Raw genomic sequence first — 21,468 nt, forward strand, 5'->3', positions numbered from 1 at the left:
CCGGAAATGACGCGGTCCATGTCTTCGTCATTCCCCCATGGGCAGGAATCCATGGACGTCGCGTAACGCCGCCCGGACGGCCCTGGATCCCGCCTGCGCGGGAATGACGAGCAAGAGCATAGTCCCCCGACAGTTTAGAATCGGCGATCTTCCCGCTCGCCCTGCCCCCATGTCCGACGCCCAGCTGCTTGCCCTGTCCCCGCTAGACGGCCGCTACGCCGGCAAGGTCGACGCGCTGCGGCCGATCTTCTCCGAATTCGGCCTGATCCGGGCCCGGGTCCGGGTCGAGGTGGAATGGCTGCTGGCGCTGGGCGACGAACCCGGCATCGTCGAGCTCGCACCATTTTCGGCGGCCGGCAGCGACCGGCTGCGGGCGCTCGCGAAGGATTTCTCCACCGCCGATGCCGCGCGGGTGAAGGAGATCGAACGCACCACCAACCACGACGTCAAGGCGGTCGAATACCTGATCAAGGAGCGCCTGTCGGGCGATACGGAGCTCGGGCCGGCGCTGGAATTCGTGCATTTCGCCTGCACGAGCGAGGACATCAATAACCTCAGTTACGCGCTGATGCTCAATGAAGCGCGCGGCGCCGTGCTGCTGCCGACGCTGGATGGCCTGATCGACAGGCTGCGTTCGATGGCGCATGCGCATGCGGCGCTGCCGATGCTCTCGCGCACCCACGGCCAGACCGCCTCGCCGACCACGGTCGGTAAGGAACTGGCCAACGTCGTCGCGCGCCTCGCGCGCCAGCGCGACGTGCTGGCGGCGTTGCCGATGCCCGGCAAGATCAACGGCGCGGTCGGTAACTACAACGCGCACGTGGCGGCCTATCCCGACATCGACTGGGCGGCATTCTCGCAGCGCTTCGTGACCTCGCTGGGCCTGGACTGGCAGCCCTACACCACCCAGATCGAGCCGCACGACGGGATCGCCGAGCTGTGCGACGCCAGCAAGCGCATCGATACCATCTGCGTGGACCTGTGCCGCGATATCTGGGGTTACATCTCGCTGGGTTACTTCAAGCAGGCGGTCAAGGCCGGCGAAGTCGGCAGCTCGACCATGCCGCACAAGGTCAATCCGATCGACTTCGAGAATGCCGAAGGCAACTTCGGCATCGCCAATGCGCTGTTCGAACACTTCGCCGCCAAGCTGCCCATCAGCCGCTGGCAGCGCGATTTGACCGACTCCACCGTGCTGCGCGCGCTGGGCACCGCCTTTGGCCACGCACTGGTTGGATTCGAGGCGCTGTCGCGCGGCCTGGGCAAGTTGAGCGTCAACCCCGAGCGCCTGTCCGCCGACCTCGATGCGGCCTGGGAAGTGCTCGCCGAGGCCGTGCAGACGGTGATGCGCCGCCATGGACTGCCCAACCCCTACGAACAGCTCAAGGCGCTCACCCGCGGCCAGGGCATCAGCGAGCAGTCGATGCGCGACTTCATCGCCACCCTGGACCTGCCCGCGGCCGACAGGCAGCGCCTGCTGGCGATGACGCCCGCCAGCTATACCGGCCTGGCTGAGTCGCTCGCCCGGGACAGCTGACCGTGGCCCGGCGCGCACCGCCGTTCGAGGTCGACGCGGCGTCCTTGCCGCCGCTGGGCATGCCGCCGGCGCTGTTCCTGCGCGACTACTGGCAGAAGCGTCCGCTGCTGGTCCGCAATGCCTTCGCCGGATTCGTTTCGCCGATCTCGCCCGAAGACCTCGCAGGCCTCGCCTGCGAAGACGCCGCGTTGTCGCGCATCGTCGCCCACGATCGCGGCGAGGATCGCTGGCTGCTGCGCCACGGGCCGTTTCCGGAGGCGATGTTCCCGACCCTGCCGCAGCACGACTGGACCCTGCTGGTGCAGGACGTCGACAAATGGGACGCTGATGTCGCCGCGCTGCTGCCGGCCTTCGACTTCCTGCCGCGCTGGCGGATCGACGACGTGATGGTGTCCTTCGCCGCGCCCGGCGGTTCGGTCGGCGCGCACGTGGACCAGTACGACGTCTTCCTGCTGCAGGGACAGGGGCGCCGACGCTGGCAGATCGATGCCTCGGCCGCGCTGGGAAAGGGCGAACCGCCGGTGCACTTCCGTCTGGACAGCGAACTGAAGCTGCTGCAGCGATTCACGCCCACGCACGACTGGATCCTCGAACCCGGCGACATGCTCTACCTGCCGCCGGGCGTGCCGCACCATGGCGTGGCGGAAGATGCCTGCCTGACCTTCTCGATCGGCATGCGCGCGCCGGCGGCGTCCGAACTGATCGGCGACTTCGTCGACACGTTGATCGCCGATGCCGACGACACCCAGCGCTATCACGATCCGGACCTGGCGCCGGCGAGCGACGCCAACGAAATCGATGCCGCGGCGATGCAACGCGTGATTGAAGCGCTGAACGTGTTGCGGATGAACGATCCCGAGCGCCTGGGCGACTGGTTCGGGCGTTTCATCACCCTGTATCGCAGCGCTGGCGAAGCTGCCGCGTCCGAGCTGCCGCCGCGAATCGAGTTCGAATGGGCGCTGGCGCATGGCGCGCGCCTGCTGCGCCATCCCTGGACCCGCACCGCCTGGCGCCGCGCCGGCAAGGGCGCACGGCTGTACGTGGCCGGCCTGGATTTCACCCTGTCCGCACGCGATGCGCGGAAGCTGGCCGCCGCCGACACGATCGATGGCAGGACGTACGCCGCGCTTTCGCAGCGCGCGCGCGACGCGGTCTTCGAGCTGCTCGGCGCAGGACACTTCCAGCTGGCCACGCCGGAGGAGGACGCATGAACACGCTGGCCTTCAGCGCCGTCGAGCATCGCGACGATGCCGTCGCGGTCGCGGTGGCGATCATCCTGGCGGCCCGCCGCGGGCTGTGGATCTACAGTCGCGAGCTCGATCCGGGCCTGTTCGATGCACCCGAGGTGCTGGACGCGCTTCGGCGCTTCGCCACCGCCGGGCGTGGCAATGAAGCGCGGGTGCTGCTGCAGGACGCCGCCACGCCGCAGCGGGCGCACGCGCCGCTGATCGCCCTGGCGCAGCGCCTTCCCAGCGTGTTCGCCTTTCGCGAGGTGATCGACCCGGTCGATCGCGCCTATCCGTCGGCCTTCCTCGCCAATGACGGCGGCGGCTTCTATTTCCGTGGCCTGGGCCATCGCTTCGATGGCGAAGCCGACCTCGACGCCGCCGGCAGGGCCCGGCAACTCCGTGCCGGTTTCGAGCGTGTGTGGGAACGCTCGCGCCCCGTGACGGAATTCCGCAGCCTGGGCATCTAGGCCACGCCCGGCACCGCGGATGCGCTACCGCCCCGTAACCCGGCGACTCCCGCTGGTGCAGTGCGGCAATCCCTGCGGCTATAATTCACGGCCCTCTCGCCGGGGGGCCGCGGGCCTGCGCAAAGCCCGTAAAAATCAGTCGCTTGAGCCGTCTCCACCCTCCCTTTCGAGCTTCCCGACGCCATAGTGGACAGTCTCCTGAAGCAGTTTGCCCAGTCCTCCCAGCTCGGCGCCAACGCCGGTTACATCGAGGAGCTCTACGAGCAGTACCTGGTCGACCCCGACAGCGTATCGGCGAAATGGAAGGCGTATTTCGACGGCTTCAAGGGCCGCGAAGCGGGCGACGTGCCGCATTCGGCGGTCGTCCATGAGATTGCGCTGGCCGGAAAGCGCGCCGCGCGCGGCGAGGGGGGCAATGCAGCCGCCAGTGGCGACGATCGCGAACGCGGCGTCGGCAAGCTGCTCACCGCCTACCGCTCGCGCGGGCACCTGGCCGCCAACCTCGATCCGCTGGGCATGGCCGCCAAGCCGGAGGCGCCGGACCTGACCCTGGGTTTCCACAAGTTGTCCGAGCCCGACCTGGACGGCAGTTTCTCCACGGGTGGCGTCGCTGGTCGCGAGCGCATGCCGCTGCGTGAGCTGGTCGCCCTGCTCAAGGCGACCTACACCGGCTCGATCGGCGCCGAGTTCATGCACATCACCGACGCCGAGCAGCGGCGTTGGGTGTACGAGCGCCTGGAAGCCGCCGCCGGCCGTTACGGCCAGTCGAAGGACGCGAAGCTGCGGATCCTCGAACGCCTGACCGCTGCCGAGGGCCTGGAACGCTACCTGCACACGAAATACGTCGGCCAGAAGCGCTTTTCGCTGGAAGGCGGCGACGCGCTGATCCCGATGCTCGACGTGATGATCCGCCGCGCCGGCAAGGATGGCGTCAAGGACGTCGTGCTCGGCATGGCCCATCGCGGCCGCCTCAACGTGCTGATCAACACGCTCGGCAAGCCGCCGCGCAAGCTCTTCGACGAGTTCGAAGGCAAGTTCGAACATGCCAGCGGCAACCGCGCGCATACCGGCGACGTCAAGTACCACATGGGTTTCAGCGCGGACCTGGCGACCGACGGCGGGCCGGTGCATGTCGCGCTGGCGTTCAATCCATCGCACCTGGAAATCGTCGATCCGGTCGTGGTCGGCAGCGTGCGTTCGCGCCAGAACCGCCGTGGCGACAGACAGCGCACCCGGGTGCTGCCGGTGCTGCTGCACGGCGATGCGGCGTTCGCCGGCCAGGGCGTGGTGATGGAACTGCTGCAGATGTCGCAGGCGCGCGGCTTCGCGGTCGGCGGCACCGTGCACGTCGTCATCAACAACCAGATCGGCTTCACCACCAGCGCCGCCGACGATGCGCGCTCGACGCTGTACTGCACCGACGTGGCCAAGATGGTCGGCGCGCCGGTGCTGCACGTGAACGGGGACGATCCGGAAGCCGTGGTGTTCTGCACCGAGCTTGCGTTCGACTTCCGCCAGCGCTTCGGCAAGGACGTGGTCATCGACCTCGTCTGCTACCGCCGCCACGGCCACAACGAAGCCGACGAGCCGGCCGCGACCCAGCCGCTCATGTACCAGACGATCCGCGCCCACAAGACCGTGCGCGAGCTCTATGGCGAGCAGCTCGTCGCCGAAGGCGTTCTGGATGCGGGCGCGGTCAAGGCGATGATGGATGTCTACCGCGACAAGCTCGACAGCGGCAAGGTGACGGCGGAAGTCGCGGACGTGTCCCCCGACCAATTCTCGATCGACTGGTCGAAATTCCTGCAGGGCAAGGTCACCGACGCGGTCGACACCCGCTTTGACCGCAAGCGCCTGGACGTGCTGTCCAACCAGATCACCAACGTGCCGGCGAACATCGTCCTGCATCCGCGCGTGGCCAAGATCTACGACGACCGCCGCAAGATGGCGGCCGGTGAGGTCCCGGCCGACTGGGGCTTCGCCGAGAACCTCGCCTACGCCACGTTGCTCGACCAGAAGTACAAGCTGCGCCTGGTCGGCCAGGACTCGGGCCGCGGCACTTTCTTCCACCGCCACGCAATCCTGCACGACCAGAAGACCGACGAGTACTACCTGCCGCTGCGGCAACTGGTGGATAACCCCGAATCGGTCACCATCATCGACTCGCTGCTCAGCGAGGAAGCGGTGATGGGTTTCGAGTACGGCTATTCGACCGCCGATCCGATGACGCTGGACATCTGGGAGGCGCAGTTTGGCGACTTCGCCAACGGCGCCCAGGTCGTCATCGACCAGTTCCTGTCGTCGGGCGAAGCCAAGTGGGATCGCCTGTGCGGGCTGGCGCTGTTTTTGCCGCATGGCTACGAAGGCCAGGGCCCCGAGCACAGCTCCGCGCGCCTGGAGCGCTTCCTTCAGCTGTGCGCGCTGGACAACATGATCGTGTGCGCGCCGACGACGCCGGCGCAGGACTTCCACATGATCCGCCGCCAGATGCTGATGGCCACGCGCAAGCCGCTGGTGGTGATGACGCCCAAGTCGCTGTTGCGGCACAAGCTCGCGGTGTCGAGCCTGGACGAGCTGGCCAACGGCGAGTTCCAGTGGCTGATCCCCGACTCCACCGCGACCGCGAAGAAGGCCAAGCGGGTCGTGCTGTGCGCCGGCAAGGTCTATTACGACCTGGTCGAGGAAGCGCAGAAGCAGAAGATCACCGACGTCGCGCTGGTCCGCGTGGAGCAGCTGTATCCGTTCCCGCGCCAGCAACTGGTGGCCGAACTCAAGCGCCATGCCTCCGCGACCGAGGTCGTCTGGTGCCAGGAAGAGCCGCAGAACCAGGGCGCGTGGTACCAGATCCGCCACCACCTCGTCGCCTGCCTGCAGCCGAAACAGGCGCTGCACTACGCCGGGCGCGCGCGCTCGCCCTCGCCGGCCGCCGGACACCTCGCCGAGCACGTCGCCGAGCAGGTGAAGCTGGTCGCCGATGCGCTGGTCAATCCGTTGCGCGGCGACGCGACGGTCGAATAAGCCTTGCCCCACCCACACCTTCCACGCTCTTTCCAGGACGCCTGCCATGGCCATTGAAGTCAAAGTCCCGGTTCTGCCCGAATCGGTTTCCGACGCCACCATCGCCACCTGGAACAAGAAGGCGGGCGACGCGGTCGCGCGCGACGAGAACCTCGTCGACCTGGAGACCGACAAGGTCGTGCTGGAAGTGCCCTCGCCCGTCGACGGCGTGCTGAAGGAAATCCGCTTCGAGACCGGCGCCACGGTGACCAGCCAGCAGGTGCTGGCGATCATCGAGGAAGGCGCGGCGGCAACACCGGCGAAGGCCGCCGAACCCGCGAAGGCCGCGGCGCCGAGCGCGCCTGCCAAGGCCGAGGCCGCGAAGCCGGCAGCGCCTGCCGCGAAGTCCGCCGACCTGCCCCCAGGCGCGCGCTTCACTGCCAACAAGGAAGGCGTCGACGCCTCGCAGGTCGAAGGCACCGGCCGCAAGGGCGCGGTGACCAAGGAAGACATCGTCAACTACGCCAGCGGCAAGACCGGTGGCGTCTCTGGCGGCGCACGTCCGGAAGAGCGCGTGCCGATGACGCGCATGCGCGCGCGCATCGCCGAGCGGCTGATGCAGTCGAAGAATTCGATCGCGATGCTCACGTCCTTCAACGAGGTGAACCTCGGCAAGGTCATGGCGATGCGCAAGGAGCTCGGCGAGCAGTTCGAGAAGGCCAACGGCATCAAGCTCGGCTTCATGAGCTTCTTCGCCAAGGCCGCGGCGAACGCGCTGCAGAAATACCCGGTGGTCAATGCCTCGGTCGACGGCAGCGACGTGATCTACCACGGCTATGCCGATATCTCGATCGCGGTCTCGACCGACCGCGGCCTGGTGACACCGGTGCTGCGCAATGCCGAGCGCATGGGCTTCGCCGAGATCGAGCAGGCCATCGCCGGCTACGCGAAGGCCGCGCGCGAGGGCGGGTTGAAACTCGAGGACCTGCAGGGCGGCACCTTCACCATCACCAACGGCGGCACCTTCGGCTCGCTGATGTCGACGCCGATCGTCAACCCGCCGCAGTCGGCGATCCTGGGCATGCACACGATCAAGGAGCGCGCGATCGTGGAGAACGGCCAGGTCATCGCGGCGCCGATGATGTACATCGCGCTGAGCTACGACCACCGCATCATCGACGGCAAAGACGCGGTGCTGTTCCTGGTCGACATCAAGAACCAGCTCGAGAACCCGCACCGGATGCTGCTGGGGATGTAATTGCATCCAAGCCCCTCTCCCACCGCGAGGGGGGTCGGGGTGAGGGTGGCGAAGCGACTTCCGCCCGTCGCAACCCAGAACTCATCCCTCCGCCTCCTCATCCGGCGCTTCGCGCCACCTTCTCCCGAGGGGAGAAGGGAACGGCAAGGACACAAGAACCATGAGCGAACAGCAATCCTTCGATGTCGTCGTCATCGGCGCCGGCCCCGGCGGCTACGTCGCCGCGATCCGCGCCGCACAGCTTGGCCTGAAGACCGCCTGCGTCGATGCGGCGCTGGGCAAGAATGGCAAGCCGGCGCTCGGCGGCACCTGCCTGCGCGTGGGCTGCATTCCGTCCAAGGCGCTGCTGGACAGCTCGCGCCAGTTCCACAATCTGACGCACCTGTTCTCGGTGCACGGAATCAGCGCCGACAACCCGAAGATCGACGTCGGCACCATGATCGGCCGCAAGGACGCGATCGTGAAGCAGTTCACCGGCGGCATCGCGATGCTGTTCAAGGGCAGCAAGGTGACGCCGATCTACGGCTTCGCCCAGCTGCAGCCGGGCAACGTGGTCAAGGTCAAGCAGCACGACGGCAGCGAGGTCGAGCTCAAGGCGACCAACGTCATCCTCGCCGCCGGTTCGGACTCGATCGAACTGCCGTTCGCGAAGTTCGGCAACGACATCGTCGACAACGTCGGTGCGCTGGATTTCGACAAGGTGCCCAAGCGCCTGGGCGTGATCGGTGCCGGCGTGATCGGCCTCGAACTCGGCAGCGTGTGGAAGCGCCTGGGCAGTGAGGTCGTGATCCTCGAAGCGATGCCGGAATTCCTGGCCGCCGCCGATGCCGACATCGCCAAGGCGGCCGCGAAGGAGTTCAAGAAGCAGGGGCTCGACATCCGCCTCGGCGCCAAGGTCAGCAAGGCCGAGGCCAAGAAGGACGGCGTGCATGTCACCTACACCGGCGCCGACGGCAAGGAAGACGCCCTCATCTTCGACAAGCTGCTGGTGTCGGTCGGCCGGCGCGCCGCGACCAAGGGCCTGCTGGCCGATGGCACCGGCGTCAAGCTCGACCCGCGCGGCATGATCGAGGTCGACGCGCACAACCACACCGGCGTCGACGGCGTGTGGGCGATCGGCGACTGCGTGCGCGGCCCGATGCTGGCGCACAAGGCATCGGAAGAAGGCATCGCCGTCGCCGAGCTGATCGCCGGCCTGCCGGGCCACGTCAACCTCGACACGGTGCCGTGGGTGATCTACACCGAGCCGGAAATCGCGTGGGTCGGCAAGACCGAGAAGCAGTGCAAGGATGAAGGCATCCCGTACAAGACCGGCAGCTTCCCGTTCGCGGCGATCGGCCGTGCGGTGGCGATGGCCGAACCCGCGGGCCTGGTGAAGGTGATCGCACACGCCGAAACCGACCGCATCCTCGGCATGCACCTGTGCGGCGTCAACGTCTCCGAACTGGTGCACGAAGGCGTGATCGCGATGGAGTTCAACGGCGCCGCCGATGACCTCGCGCGGATCTGCTTCGCGCATCCGACGCTGTCCGAAGCCGTGCACGAAGCGGCGATGGCGGTGGACAAGCGGGCGATTCACAAGGGCAACTGAGGTTGCCCTTGTGAATCCCAAAGTTCGCTTGGCGAACTTTGGGCCCCATCATTGCAGGCCAGACCCCGCCCTTTCGCGCCTGCGGCGCGAACCGCCCCCTGACTCAGGGGGCTAGGGCCACAAGCTGAGCGGCGCCACGGCACTTCTGCGGCTGTGCCCCCGGACTCAGGGGCACGGAAAAGCTGACCCAAGCTGCATTCGACGCCGCGGCGCAAACCGATCCGTGAACTTGCGGCCCAGTGTCAAAAGCATCATGCCGCGATGTGGTCGATACTTGTCGGAGAGCATCTCGAGCGCGCCTCATGGCTGATCCGAATCCGATCCGCAACGTCTCCGACACCGCGCTGTGGGTCGCGGTCTACCGGGCAATGGAAACCGAGCGCAGTGATGCGCTTTTCCGCGATCCCTTCGCGCGCCGGCTGGCGGGCGAACGCGGACAGGCGATCGTCGATGCGATGCCGCGCGGCAAGTCGATGAGCTGGCCGATGGTGGTGCGCACCGCGGTCATGGACGAGATCGTGATGCGCTGCGTGCAGCAGGGCGCGCGCACGGTGCTCAACCTCGCCGCCGGTCTCGACGCGCGTCCCTACCGGCTGCCCTTGCCACGCGCGCTGCGATGGCTGCATGTCGACCTGCCCGACATGGTCGAGTACTTCAGCGAGCGCATGCGCGACGAAACCCCGCATTGCGAACTCGAATTCATCGCGGCCGACATGCGCGACGCGGACGCGCGCCGCGACGTGTTCACCCGCGCGTCCGCGCACGGACCGGTGCTGGTGATCACCGAGGGGCTGCTCGTCTACCTGGAACCAGCACAGGTCGCGGACCTCGCCGCGGCATTGCACGACATCGCCAATGCGCGCTGGTGGCTCATGGATCTCGGGTCGCCGATGCTGCTCAAGCTGCTCGAGAAGCGCTGGCAACCCAGGCTGAGCCAGGGCAACGCACCCTTCCGCTTCGCTCCGGCCGAGGGCACCGGTTTCTTCGCTCCTTTCGGCTGGCGCGAAGCGGAGTTCCGCTCGACCTGGGACGAATCCTTCCGACTGCATCGCACCATGCCCGGCGGCTGGCTGTGGAAGCTGCTGTCCCGGTTGCAACCGGCCCGTAAGCGCGAGGCCGGTCGCCGGATGTCGGGTATCGTGCTGCTGGAGGCAGAGGCTTCGCCATGAATCCGCAACTGCTGTCGAAGTTCGCGATCACCGTCGCCATCGTCCTGGTCGCGTCCGCACTCGCGCGCCGCAGCGGCTGGCTGGGCGCACTGGTGGCCTCGCTGCCGCTGACCTCGCTGCTGGTGCTGGCGTGGCTGTACGCCGACACCCGCGACGCGCGCCAGGTCGCCGACCTGTCGATGGGCATCTTCTGGTTCGTGCTCGGAAGCCTGCCGCTGTTCCTCGTCCTGGCGTTCGGCCTGCGCCATGGCTGGAACGTGGGGTTGGCGGCGATCGCCGCGATCGTCGTCGGCTTCGCCGGCGTGACGCTCGTGCAATGGCTGCTGGGACGCGTCGCCACATGAAGTCGGTCTGCGTCTACTGCGGTTCCAGCATCGGCGTGAAAGCCATCTACGCCGAACGCGCCGCCGCGCTCGGCACCCGGCTCGCGCGCGAAGGGCTGGTGGTCGTCTATGGCGGTGGTGACGTTGGATTGATGGGCGTGGTCGCCGATGCCGCGCTCGCCGCCGGCGGCGAGGTGATCGGCGTGATTCCGGAGCAACTGGTCGGCTGGGAAGTCGCGCATCGCGGGCTGACGCGCCTGGACGTCGTGTCGAACATGCATGAGCGCAAGGCGCGCATGTTCGATCTCAGCGACGCGTTCGTGGCGTTGCCAGGCGGTTTCGGTACGCTCGATGAAATGTTCGAGATGCTGACGTGGCGGCAGCTCGGCCTGGGCAGCAAGCCCTGCGCGTTCCTTGACGTCGACGGCTTCTATGCGCCGCTGATGGCGATGATCGAGCGGATGGCCGACGAAGGTTTCCTGCGCGCGGAGCATCGCGACGAGCTCTGGCATGGGGAACGGATCGACCCGATGCTGGAATGGATGCGTCGGTCTTCCGGGCGTCCGGCGAGCAAGCATCCGAATCAGCCGCACACCGATCTTCGATGACCTCCGTTCAGCACTGGCTGCCTCCATGGCAGCTTCCATGAACCCAACTGGAGTCCCGGCGTGCGCCGGGACCGCGGCGACGAAATGACCATTCCTTCCAGCTTCCCCGCCTTCCGCATCCACCAGGACGGCACGGCGCATCGCAGTGGCATCGAGCCGCTGTCGCTGGACGACCTCTCGCCGGGGGAAGTCGTCATCCGCACTGCGTACTCGTCGGTCAATTACAAGGACGCGCTCGCCGGCACCGGCGAAGGCAGGATCCTGCGGCGGTTCCCGCTGGTGGGTGGGATCGACGTGGCCGGCCACGTGGTTGCCTCGACGGATCCGGCGATCCGCGAAGGCGACGAGGTGCTGGTCACCGGGTGCGGGCTGTCGGAAACGCGCGATGGCGGCTATGCGCAGTACGCGCGCCTCCAGGCGCAGTGGGTGGTCCCGCTGCCGCGGGGGCTGTCGTTGCGGGAAAGCATGATCCTCGGCACCGCCGGGTTCACTGCCGCGCTGGCGCTATACCGGATGCTCGACAACCGGCAGGCGCCGGCGCTGGGCCCGCTGTGCGTCACCGGCGCGACCGGCGGGGTCGGCTCGCTGGCGGTCGACATCTTCAGCCGCGCCGGCTTCGAGGTGCATGCGGTCAGCGGCAAGCCGGCGCATGCGGACTACCTGCGCGCGATCGGTGCCGCGCAGGTCCACGGCCGCGACGTTCTGGCCACCGCGCGCCCCCTGGAATCGGCGCGCTTCGGCGGCGGGCTGGACAACGTCGGCGGACCGATGCTCGCCAGCCTGCTCGCGCAGACGGCCCCGTATGGCAATGTCGCCAGCGCGGGGCTCGCCGCCTCGCCGGAGCTCAGCGCGACCGTCATGCCGTTCATCATCCGCGGCGTGTCCCTGCTGGGCGTGGCATCGGCCGGCACGGCGCGCGACATCCGCGAGGCGATCTGGCAGCACCTGGCCAGCGACTGGAAGCCGGCGCACCTGGACCGTATCTGCACCCGCGAGGTCGCGATGGCCGAACTTCCCGACGTGTTCGCCACCATGCTTGCCGGCGGCTCGCTGGGGCGCACGCTGGTACGGCTGTAGCGCTTTCGCGCGCGGCGCATGGAACATTGGCCCATTGGCCCGCTACAATCGAGCCAGTCCCCGGGGAACCCTTATGGCGCGCATCCTGATCGTTGACGACTCTCCCTCGCAGTTGATGGGAATCCGCCGCATCGTCGAGAAACTCGGGCACGAAGCGTTCACCGCCGAAGACGGCGCCGAAGGCGTGGCGGTCGCCAAGCGCGAGATCCCCGACCTGATCCTGATGGACGTGGTGATGCCCAACCTCAACGGGTTCCAGGCCACCCGCGCCATCACCCGCGAGCCGACCACCAAGCACATCCCGGTGATCCTGGTGACCACCAAGGACCAGGACACCGACCGCGTCTGGGGCATGCGCCAGGGCGCCCGCGCTTACCTCACCAAGCCCTTCAGCGAGGAAGAGCTGGCCACCGTGATCACCGGTCACGTCGGCGGCGCGAGCTGATCGGTCAACAGGTGGGAAGAATGAATCCGACGGCCCGCTTTGCGGGCCGTTCGTCTTTCTGACCCGGACGCCTGGACGGAAGGCCTGCCCGCAGAGGCAAGGCGCCGCTGGCATCCCTCCCCCCCCCCCCCGCGCGCCTGCTTCGCGCCTGCCCCCGCGATCCATTCCGCGACAAGCGTCCATCCTGGCCAGACGCGATTCTTCGCCGGAGCCGACCCCGCGCCCGCTAGCCCCGTCGCCAATCGTCCCCGAAGGCATCGCGCAACCCGCGATAGGCGTCGCGCTGGGCCTCGTCGTGCGCCTTTGGCGCGAGCACTTCCAGCTCGACGATCTGGTCGCCGGCCGGCACTGAACCCGTCCCCGGCAGGCCCCGCCCGCGCAGCCGCAGCTTGCGACCGGCTTCCGAATCGGCCGGGATCTTGAGCTCCACCGGGCCGCCGAGCGTCGGCACGCTGACCGTTGCGCCCAGCGCCGCTTCCCACGGCGCGACCGCCATGACGTGGATGATGTTGCGGCCGTCGACCTCGAACTGCGGGTGCGCGGCGTACTCGACTTCCAGCAGAAGGTCGCCGTGGTTGCCCTGCCCGCCCAGGCGGATCGCCTGCCCGGGCTTGATGCCCTTGGGAATGCGCACGTCGAGCGTCTTGCCGTTGACGCCGATGCGCACGCTGCTGCCGTTGTAGACCGCTTCCAGCGGCACCGCGAGCTTGGCCCGGGTGTCGCCGCGGGGTGGTGCGCGACGTCCGCCCTGCCCCTGGCCGAAGCCCTGCTCGGCGCGCCGGCGCCCGAACAGTTCCTCGAAGAAATCGCTGAAGCCACCGCCGGCACCGCCGCCGGCGAAGATCTCATCGAAGTCGAAGCCTTCCGGCGCACCCTGCCCGAAGCCGCCCGGCGGCGGATGCATTTCCTCGCCCGGCCGATAGCCGCGGGTGCGCAACTGGTCGTAGGCGGCGCGCTTCTGCGGATCGCGCAATGCTTCGTAGGCCTCGTTGACGGCCTTGAATTTCTCTTCCGCCCCGGCTTCCTTGCTGACGTCCGGATGGTATTTGCGCGCCAGCCGGCGATACGCGGTCTTGATCTCCGCCTCGCCCGCGCTCGGCTCGACGCCGAGGATGTCGTAGTAATCCTTGAACTGCATACGCGATCCGTGCCTCGCTGGGACGTGCCGGCGACCCGAAACCCGCCGGCCCGCGGCGCACTGCCGCAGGCCGGAAGGTTATCGCACCGCCGTGACGGTTACTGCTGCGTCTGCGGTGCGTCGAGCGTCTGGCGCTGCGGGCGATCGCCCGCTGGCTCGCGACCGGCCCGATCGCCGGCCGCCTGCTCCTTGCGCCCGACCTGGATGCGGCGCGGCGCCGCTTCGGAGCGCTTGGGGATCACGATCTCCAGCACGCCGTTGCGACCGTGCGCCTGGATGCCTTCGGCATCGGCGCTGTCGGGCAGCGAAAAACGACGATAGAAGCTGCCGTAGTCGCGCTCGATGCGCGAGAAGCGATCGGTCTGGTCGGTCGCTTCGCTGCGCCGTTCGCCCTTGATGGTGAGGATGCCCTTGTCCATCGACACATCGATGTCGTCCGGGTCGATGCCCGGCAGGTCGGCATAGAGGACGAAGCGTCCGGGCTCTTCCTTGACATCCACCCGCGGCATCCATTGGCTGGTGACCACGGAACTGTCGTCCGAACCGTCCTGGTCGAACGGGTTGCCCTCGAACAGGCGTTCGAAAGCCTGCCGGAACTCGTTCTGCACGCGGCCCGCGGCGGGCCACTGGCGATAACGGATGATGCTCATCTGTGTTTGCTCCTGCTGGTTTTCCTGTTGTTCCGGGCGGGAATCCGCCGCGACGGCAATTGCCGCCGGGGCTCATATCGGTATCCGTGCCGGGGATTTCAAGCGCGAGGCCTTCACGGCGCCACGCATACACTGCCTTCATCCCACCGGAGGCCGCCCCCATGACCATCCAAGCCGGCGACCGCCTGCCGGAAGTCCCGCTGCAACGCATCCGCAATGGCGTGGAAACCGTCGACACCGGCGCGCTGTTCGAGGACCGCAAGGTCGTCCTGTTCGCCGTCCCCGGCGCGTTCACGCCGACCTGCTCGGAAAAACACCTTCCGGGGTTCGTCGCGCACTTCGACCAGTTCCGCGCCAAGGGCGTCGAGGTGGCCTGCATGTCGGTCAACGATCCGTTCGTCATGCAGGCCTGGGGCCAGAGCCAGCACGTGCCCGACGACCTGATGATGCTCGCCGATGGCAACGGCCAGTTCACCCGCGCGCTCGGCCTGGAGATGGACGCGAGCGCCTACGGCATGGGCACGCGCTCGAAGCGTTTCGCCCTGTATGCCGAGGACGGCGTCGTCAAGCAGATCTTCGTCGAGGCGCCGGGCGAATTCCGGGTGTCATCGGCCGAGCATGTGTTGTCGCAGTTGCCATGAGTTTGGTCTTCCGGGATCGGCCCGTCGCAGTCGCGTTTCCCGGGATCGGGATCCGCGAATGACCCGGTCCGTTCCGCTGGAATGCGTTGTGCGGTTTCATTGCCCTGACTGGAAGGAGTCCCGATGAGCAAGTCTGAGAAAAAGGAATCCAAGGGCGGCAAGCAAGCCTCCCCGCCGCTGCTGCCGACGGCCGTTTCGATCCCGTCCGCGCGCGCGCCCGGCACGGCGCTGACCGATGTCAAGACCCTGCGCGAACGCGCCAGGCGCGACATCGACAAGGGCGCGATCACCGACAGCTACACGGCCGACCGCAAGGAAGTCGTGCGCCTGCTCAACGAAGCGCTGGCGACCGAATGGGTGTGCGTGCTGCGCTATTACCGCCACTACTTCATGGCCGCGGGCATGCTCGCCGATTCGGTCAAATCCGAGTTCCTCGAGCATGCGCAACAGGAGCTCTCCCACGCCAACCGCATCGCCGAACGCATCGTGCAGCTGGGCGGCGAGCCGGATCTCGATCCGGAGACGCTGACTTCGCGCTCGCACGCCGAGTACAAGCCCGGCAGCGACCTGCGCGACATGGTCAAGGAAAACCTCATCGCCGAGCGCATCGCGATCGACAGCTATCGTGAGATGATCCTCTACATCGGCGACCGCGACACCACCACCAAGCGCATCCTCGAGGCCGTGCTGGCCGACGAGGAGGAACATGCCGACGACATGGCGGACCTGCTCGACGGCTGGGTCGGCTGACCCGGCCCGCGCCCCCTGCCCGCCACGCGCGCGGTCGAGGGTGGCGGCTGCCGGTGGATCATTTCCACGCGCTGCGCCGGACACATCGCCCGAGGTGAGCCATGTATTACATCGTCGATACCGACAAGTCGTTCGACCAGGCATCGACAGCGCTCGACCTGGCGGTACGACACCATGGCTTCGGCGTGCTGCATGTCCACGACCTGGGAGCCACGCTGCGCAGCAAGGGCGTCGCATTCGATGAGCAGTGCCGGATCTTCGAGGTATGCAACCCGGCGCAGGCGGCCAAGGTGCTGTCGGTCGACATGCGCCTGAACATGGCGCTCCCCTGCCGCATCTCGGTGTTTACCGACAAGGGCAGGACGAGGATCGGGCTCATCAAGCCCGCGGAAATGCTCTCCACGCTCTCCACCGATCCCGCGCTGGGCAGGGTGGCCAGCGAGGTGGAGGAAAAGACGATGCGCATGATCGACGAAGCCAGATAGCCCGTCGATCGCACGGCGCCCGGTGCCGGTAGCGCCTGCATCATTCCAGTCGGCATGGCCATCCATCGGCGCCTGCTGCGGGCCGAAGCCCGCCGCACTCGGACTGGCCCTTGCACTCCAGGGTCGGATGAAAAAAGGCGGCCCGCAGGCCGCCCTTCCTCCTTCGCGCCGGTGTCGCTTACGGCGCGGTGGCTTCCAACCCGGCCGCAAGCCCAGGCTCGGCTTCGAGCCCCTCGTCCAGCGACGCATCCACGCGCTCGATCGCCTGCAGCTTCTCGTCGTCCGCCATCCGCATCAGGGTCACGCCCTGGGTGTTGCGACCGACCTGCGCGATTTCGGCCGCGCGGGTGCGTACCAGCGTGCCGCCGTCGGAAATCAGCAGCACCTCGTGGTGGTCCGACAACTGGATCGCACCGACCAGCTGGCCATTGCGCGCGGTGGTCTGCAGCGCGATCACGCCCTGCGTGCCGCGACCCTTGCGCGGGTAGTCCTCCACCGGGGTGCGCTTGCCGAAACCACGCTCGCTGGCCGTCAGGATGTCGCCGTCGCCCTCGATGACCACCAGGCTGCGGACCTCCTCGCCCTCGGCCAGGCGCATGCCGCGCACGCCGGTCGCGGTGCGGCCCATCGGGCGCACGGTGTTGCCGGCGAAACGCACGGCCTTGCCGTTGCTGGCGAACAGCATGATGTCGCGGGTGCCGTCGGACAGGGCAACGCCGATCAGCGCATCGCCCTCGTCCAGGTTGATCGCGATCTTGCCGCGCTGCAGGCGATAGGCGTATTCGGTCAGCGGTGTCTTCTTCACCGTGCCGTTGCGGGTCGCGAAGAACACGAAGCAGTCGTCGCGATAATCGCGCACCGGCAGCACGGCCTGCACCTGCTCCCCGGCGACCAGCGGGATCCAGTTCACGATCGGACGCCCGCGGGCATGCGGTCCGGCATCGGGCAGCTGGTGCACCGGCAGCCAGAACACACGCCCGGCGCTGGTGAAGGTCAGCAGCGTGTCGTGGGTGTTCACGAGCCACAGCTGGTCGATGAAATCCTCGTCCTTGGTCGCGGCCGCATTGCGCCCCTTGCCGCCGCGCTTTTGCGCCCGGTAGCTGCTGGCCGGCTGGCGCTTGGCGTAACCCGCATGCGAAAGCGTGACCACCACGTCCTCGGGCGCGATCAGGTCGAGGATGTCCAGATCCTCTTCGCTGGCCCGGATTTCGCTGCGGCGCGCGTCGCCGAATTCTTCCTTGAGGTTGCGCAGCTCGGTGCGGATCACATCCAGCAATACATCCGGGTTTTCGAGGATGCGGATCAGCCCGGCGATGGTTTCCAGCAGCAGCTTGTATTCGTCGGTGAGTTTTTCCTGCTCCAGCCCGGTCAGGCGGTGCAGGCGCATCTCGAGGATCTGCTGCGCCTGGGTTTCGGTGAGCTGGTAGCGGCCATCGATCAGGCCAACGCCCTTGGGCAGGTCTTCCGGCTGCGAAGCTTCGGCGCCGGCGGCGCCCAGCAATGCGCCAACGAGCCCAGCTTCCCAGGTGCGCTCCAGCATCCGCTCGCGCGCCTCGTTGGGGTTGGCCGAGGTCTTGATCAGCTCGATCATCTCGTCGATGTTGGCCAGCGCGACGGTCAGGCCTTCGAGGATGTGCGCGCGGGCGCGCGCCTTGCGCAGCTCGAAGATCGTGCGACGGGTGACGACTTCGCGGCGGTGGCGGACGAAGGCTTCCAGCATCTGCTTGAGGTTGAGCAGCTGCGGGCGACCGTCGACCAGCGCGACCATGTTGATGCCGAACACCGACTCCATCGGCGTCTGCGCGTAGAGGTTGTTGAGCACGACCTCGGCCGACTCGCCGCGCTTGATCTCGATGTAGATGCGCATGCCGTCCTTGTCGGACTCGTCGCGCAGCTCGCTGATGCCTTCGAGCTTCTTTTCCTTCACCAGCTCGGCGATCTTCTCGATCAGCCGCGCCTTGTTGACCTGGTAGGGGATCTCGGTGACCGCGATCGCCTCGCGGCCGTTGTCGGCGACTTCGATGTCGGCCTTCGCGCGCATGCGCACGCGCCCGCGGCCGGTGCGGTAGGCCAGGTGGATGCCGCCCACGCCGTTGATGATGCCCGCGGTCGGGAAGTCCGGGCCCGGGATGTGCTGCATCAGTCCCTCGACGTCGATCGCCGGATCGTCGATCAGGGCGATGGTCGCGTCGATGACTTCCGACAGGTTGTGCGGCGGGATGTTGGTCGCCATGCCGACCGCGATGCCGGCCGAGCCGTTCACCAGCAGGTTGGGGAAGCGCGACGGCATCACCGTCGGCTCCAGTTCCTTCTCGTCGTAGTTGGGCTGGAAGTCGACGGTGTCCTTCTCGATGTCCGCCATCAACTCGTGCGTCAGGCGCGACATGCGCGCCTCGGTGTATCGCATCGCCGCCGCGGAGTCGCCGTCGACCGAGCCGAAGTTGCCCTGCCCGTCCACCAGCAGGTAGCGCAGCGAGAACGGCTGCGCCATGCGCACCAGCGTGTCGTAGACCGACTGGTCGCCGTGCGGGTGGTATTTACCGATCACGTCACCGACGATGCGCGCGGACTTGTAGTACGGCTTGTTGCTGTGCGCGCCGAGCTCGTTCATCGCGTACAGCACGCGGCGATGCACCGGCTTGAGGCCGTCGCGCACATCGGGAAGCGCGCGTCCGACGATCACGCTCATCGCGTAATCGAGGTAACTGCGGCGCATCTCGTCTTCGAGGTTGACCGGGATGATTTCTCTGGCGAGCTCTGCCATCGGGGTTCCGTAGGAGCCAATACACGGCCCGCCGGCAGCCTGCGGATCGGCTCCGTGGGCTTGCTTCGGCGGTGGATTCAGCGAAGCCGGAATTGTAGCACGAAACGCCGCAATTCAGCCGCCCTTTTCCCGACTGGAAACAAGGACTTGCGAGCCTTTTTGGAGGCCTTGGGGACGCCGCGCGCTCAGGCCCCGAAAGCGGCCCGCATGGAGACCTCGTCCGGATGCCCGATCACGCCTTTTTCGGTGACGATCGCATCGATCAGATCGTGCGGCGTCACGTCGAAAACCGGGTTCCAGGCGTGGATGCCTTCGGCCACCGTGCGGGTGCCAGCGATGCCGTGCAGCTCGCCGGCCTCGCGTTCCTCGATGTGGATCAGCTCGCCGCTGGCGGTGGCCATGTCGACCGTGGATGCCGGCGCGACGACCATGAATTTCACGCCATGGAAGCGCGCGGCGATCGCCAGCTGGTAGGTGCCGATCTTGTTGGCGACATCGCCGTTGGCGCAGATGCGATCCGCGCCGACGATGACCCACTGCACCTGCCCGGTCTTCATCAGGTGCGAGGCGGCCGAATCGGCGATCAGCGTGGCATCGATGCCGTCCTGCTGCAGCTCCCACACGGTCAGCCGCGCGCCCTGCAGCCAGGGCCTGGTCTCGCCGGCGAACACATTCGCAATGCGCCCCTGCGCGACACCGGCGCGGATCACGCCCAGCGCTGTGCCGAAACCTGCCGTCGCCAGCGAGCCGGTATTGCAGTGCGTGAGCACGCCGCTGCCGGGCGCGATGAGCGCGGCGCCCAGCGCGCCCATGCGGCGGTTGGCGGCCAGGTCCTCGCGATCGATCGCATGCGCCTCGTCCTCCAGCATGCGGCGCCAGTCGCCGTCGGCCCGCGCCAGTGCGCCACGCATGCGCGCCAACGCCCACGCCAGGTTGACCGCCGTCGGACGCGCCGCGTTGAGGCGCTTCAGCGCCGGCTCCAGTTTCGCCGCGGCCTCGTCCACATCGCCCGCCGGGAGCGCGCGCCCGGCGAGCACCACGCCCCACGCCGCGGCAATGCCGATCGCCGGCGCGCCACGCACGGCGAGCGAGTGGATGGCTTCGGCGACTTCATCGCTGCTGCGGCAGGTCAGGTATTCGGTGGCGAACGGCAGCTTGCGCTGGTCCAGCACGTCGAGCGCGCCGCCGGTCCAGCGCAGCGGGCGGATGCGGTCGTAGCGGGCGTAGTCGAAGTCGTCGCTCATCGGGCTAGTTTATCGACGCAGCCGGGCGCGCGCTTCAGGCGCGATCGAAGGCGAATGCCAGCACATCGGCGATGCGCGATGTGCCCAGCATGGCCATCAGCAGGCGGTCGACGCCCAGGGCGACGCCGGCACAGGCCGGAAGCCCGGACTGCATGGCGCCGAGCAGCCGCTCATCGATCGGCGGTCGTGGCGCGCCCCGGCCTTCACGCACGGCCAGGTCGCGTTCGAAGCGCGTGCGTTGCTCGTCGGCGTCGAGCAACTCGTGGTAGCCGTTGGCCACTTCGAGCGGCCCCAGGTAGAGCTCGAAACGCTCGGCCAGCGGCGGGTCGCCGGGACGCACGCGCGCGAGCGCCGCCTGCGAGGCGGGATAGTCGAACACCGCGAGCAGCCCGTCGGCAGGAAAGTGCGGCTGCAGCCGATGGGTGAGCAGCAGGTCCAGCCAATCGTCGCGCGTGAGGCCTTCCGGGTCGATGCGCACGGCGCCCAGCGCCTGCTGCAATTCGGCGTCGCTGGCAGTGATCGGATCCAGCGCGAGGCGCTGGCGATAGAGGTCGCGCCAGGCGATCCGCACGAGTGGCGCGCGACGATCGACCAGCGCCAGCGCCGCGTTGATCAGTTCGCCGGTTTCGTCGATCAGCTGCTGGTGATCCCAGCCGAGCCGGTACCACTCGAGCATCGTGAACTCGGGATTGTGGCGCCCGCCGGCTTCGCCATCGCGGAAGACGCGGCCGAGCTCGTAACAGTCGCCGATGCCCGCGGCGAGCATGCGCTTGAGTGCGAATTCCGGCGAGGTCCGCAACCAGCGCGTACGCGGCGCGCCATCGGTGCGCCCGGAAAATTCCAACGCGAACGACGCGATGTTGGGATCGGTATTGCCCGCGCGCGACAACACCGGGGTCTCGACCTCGAGCACGCCGCGGTTGGAGAAGAAGTCGCGGATGCCCGCGTTGAGCCTGGCGCGCAATTGCAGCGCCTGGAACGTCGCAGTGGGACGCCAGTCATTCACGCCGCAGGCCTTTCGCAGGAGCGGCTTCAGCCGCGGTCTCCCGAGGGTGCTGGCAACCAGGGGAAACGCTCGCGGCTGAAGCCGCTCCT

Annotated in this window: 18 protein-coding genes and 1 pseudogene; 14 read left to right on the forward strand and 5 right to left on the reverse strand. The window is 67.7% G+C overall.

What is annotated here, in order from left to right:
* The first annotated feature begins 169 nt into the window (after window positions 1-169).
* From purB to G7B67_RS03060, 11 genes are all read left to right on the forward strand, one after another.
* On the forward strand, window positions 170-1,537 hold the full coding sequence (purB, locus tag G7B67_RS03010; RefSeq protein ID WP_166207581.1) for an adenylosuccinate lyase: 1,368 nt from the start codon (window positions 170-172) through the stop codon (window positions 1,535-1,537).
* Window positions 1,538-1,539: 2 nt separating this feature from the next.
* The gene (locus G7B67_RS03015) at window positions 1,540-2,748 is read left to right on the forward strand and encodes a ribosomal protein uL16 3-hydroxylase (protein WP_341480457.1); all 1,209 of its coding nucleotides are present in this window, start codon (window positions 1,540-1,542) and stop codon (window positions 2,746-2,748) included.
* Window positions 2,745-3,233: a DUF7931 domain-containing protein gene (locus G7B67_RS03020; RefSeq protein WP_166207584.1), complete on the forward strand. Its 489-nt coding sequence runs from the start codon at window positions 2,745-2,747 to the stop codon at window positions 3,231-3,233. Before G7B67_RS03015 ends, G7B67_RS03020 begins: the two co-directional genes overlap by 4 nt.
* Window positions 3,234-3,419: 186 nt before the next feature.
* The gene (locus G7B67_RS03025) at window positions 3,420-6,251 is read left to right on the forward strand and encodes a 2-oxoglutarate dehydrogenase E1 component (RefSeq protein ID WP_166207587.1); all 2,832 of its coding nucleotides are present in this window, start codon (window positions 3,420-3,422) and stop codon (window positions 6,249-6,251) included.
* Between the two features lie 46 nt (window positions 6,252-6,297).
* A complete protein-coding gene (sucB, locus tag G7B67_RS03030) occupies window positions 6,298-7,488 on the forward strand; it encodes a dihydrolipoyllysine-residue succinyltransferase (RefSeq protein WP_166207590.1) in 1,191 nt (396 codons plus the stop codon).
* 160 nt (window positions 7,489-7,648) lie between these two features.
* Window positions 7,649-9,079: a dihydrolipoyl dehydrogenase gene (gene lpdA / locus G7B67_RS03035; RefSeq protein ID WP_166207593.1), complete on the forward strand. Its 1,431-nt coding sequence runs from the start codon at window positions 7,649-7,651 to the stop codon at window positions 9,077-9,079.
* A gap of 302 nt (window positions 9,080-9,381) precedes the next feature.
* Entirely contained in the window at window positions 9,382-10,248 is an 867-nt protein-coding gene (locus G7B67_RS03040; protein WP_166207598.1) for a class I SAM-dependent methyltransferase, read from the forward strand.
* Window positions 10,245-10,592 carry a DUF3147 family protein gene (locus tag G7B67_RS03045; RefSeq protein ID WP_166207601.1) on the forward strand — a complete coding sequence of 116 codons (348 nt, stop codon included), beginning with the start codon at window positions 10,245-10,247 and terminating at the stop codon, window positions 10,590-10,592. Before G7B67_RS03040 ends, G7B67_RS03045 begins: the two co-directional genes overlap by 4 nt.
* Window positions 10,589-11,179: an LOG family protein gene (locus tag G7B67_RS03050; RefSeq protein ID WP_166207604.1), complete on the forward strand. Its 591-nt coding sequence runs from the start codon at window positions 10,589-10,591 to the stop codon at window positions 11,177-11,179. The genes G7B67_RS03045 and G7B67_RS03050 overlap by 4 nt, the downstream gene beginning before the upstream one ends.
* Window positions 11,180-11,263: 84 nt before the next feature.
* Window positions 11,264-12,256, forward strand: a complete 993-nt coding sequence (locus G7B67_RS03055) for a YhdH/YhfP family quinone oxidoreductase (RefSeq protein ID WP_166207607.1) — start codon at window positions 11,264-11,266, stop codon at window positions 12,254-12,256.
* Window positions 12,257-12,329: 73 nt separating this feature from the next.
* The gene (locus G7B67_RS03060) at window positions 12,330-12,701 is read left to right on the forward strand and encodes a response regulator (RefSeq protein ID WP_166207610.1); all 372 of its coding nucleotides are present in this window, start codon (window positions 12,330-12,332) and stop codon (window positions 12,699-12,701) included.
* A 226-nt stretch (window positions 12,702-12,927) separates the two neighbouring features.
* Here G7B67_RS03060 and G7B67_RS03065 read toward each other — a convergent pair whose 3' ends face one another.
* Together G7B67_RS03065 and G7B67_RS03070 are read right to left on the reverse strand one after the other, a co-directional pair.
* Window positions 12,928-13,839 carry a DnaJ C-terminal domain-containing protein gene (locus G7B67_RS03065; protein ID WP_166207614.1) on the reverse strand — a complete coding sequence of 304 codons (912 nt, stop codon included), beginning with the start codon at window positions 13,837-13,839 and terminating at the stop codon, window positions 12,928-12,930.
* A gap of 173 nt (window positions 13,840-14,012) precedes the next feature.
* Window positions 14,013-14,489: pseudogene (locus G7B67_RS03070) on the reverse strand (Hsp20/alpha crystallin family protein); the annotation flags it as partial.
* 161 nt (window positions 14,490-14,650) lie between these two features.
* Here G7B67_RS03070 and G7B67_RS03075 point away from each other — a divergent pair.
* From G7B67_RS03075 to G7B67_RS03085, 3 genes are all read left to right on the forward strand, one after another.
* Complete coding sequence (locus tag G7B67_RS03075; protein ID WP_166207619.1) at window positions 14,651-15,130, forward strand: peroxiredoxin; 480 nt, start codon at window positions 14,651-14,653, stop codon at window positions 15,128-15,130.
* A 123-nt stretch (window positions 15,131-15,253) separates the two neighbouring features.
* Complete coding sequence (locus G7B67_RS03080) at window positions 15,254-15,880, forward strand: ferritin-like domain-containing protein (protein ID WP_166207622.1); 627 nt, start codon at window positions 15,254-15,256, stop codon at window positions 15,878-15,880.
* Window positions 15,881-15,981: 101 nt separating this feature from the next.
* Window positions 15,982-16,365, forward strand: coding sequence for a DUF302 domain-containing protein (locus G7B67_RS03085; RefSeq protein ID WP_166207625.1), 384 nt, complete (start codon window positions 15,982-15,984; stop codon window positions 16,363-16,365).
* A 178-nt stretch (window positions 16,366-16,543) separates the two neighbouring features.
* Here G7B67_RS03085 and gyrA read toward each other — a convergent pair whose 3' ends face one another.
* The 3 genes from gyrA to epmA form a co-directional block, all read right to left on the reverse strand.
* Window positions 16,544-19,129 carry a DNA gyrase subunit A gene (gene gyrA, locus G7B67_RS03090; protein WP_166207628.1) on the reverse strand — a complete coding sequence of 862 codons (2,586 nt, stop codon included), beginning with the start codon at window positions 19,127-19,129 and terminating at the stop codon, window positions 16,544-16,546.
* 185 nt (window positions 19,130-19,314) lie between these two features.
* Entirely contained in the window at window positions 19,315-20,373 is a 1,059-nt protein-coding gene (gene mtnA / locus G7B67_RS03095) for an S-methyl-5-thioribose-1-phosphate isomerase (RefSeq protein ID WP_166207631.1), read from the reverse strand.
* A gap of 34 nt (window positions 20,374-20,407) precedes the next feature.
* Window positions 20,408-21,379, reverse strand: coding sequence for an EF-P lysine aminoacylase EpmA (epmA, locus tag G7B67_RS03100; protein ID WP_166207634.1), 972 nt, complete (start codon window positions 21,377-21,379; stop codon window positions 20,408-20,410).
* Window positions 21,380-21,468: the final 89 nt, after the last annotated feature.

Source organism: Cognatiluteimonas telluris, assembly GCF_011320095.1.
GTDB lineage: Bacteria > Pseudomonadota > Gammaproteobacteria > Xanthomonadales > Xanthomonadaceae > Cognatiluteimonas > Cognatiluteimonas telluris.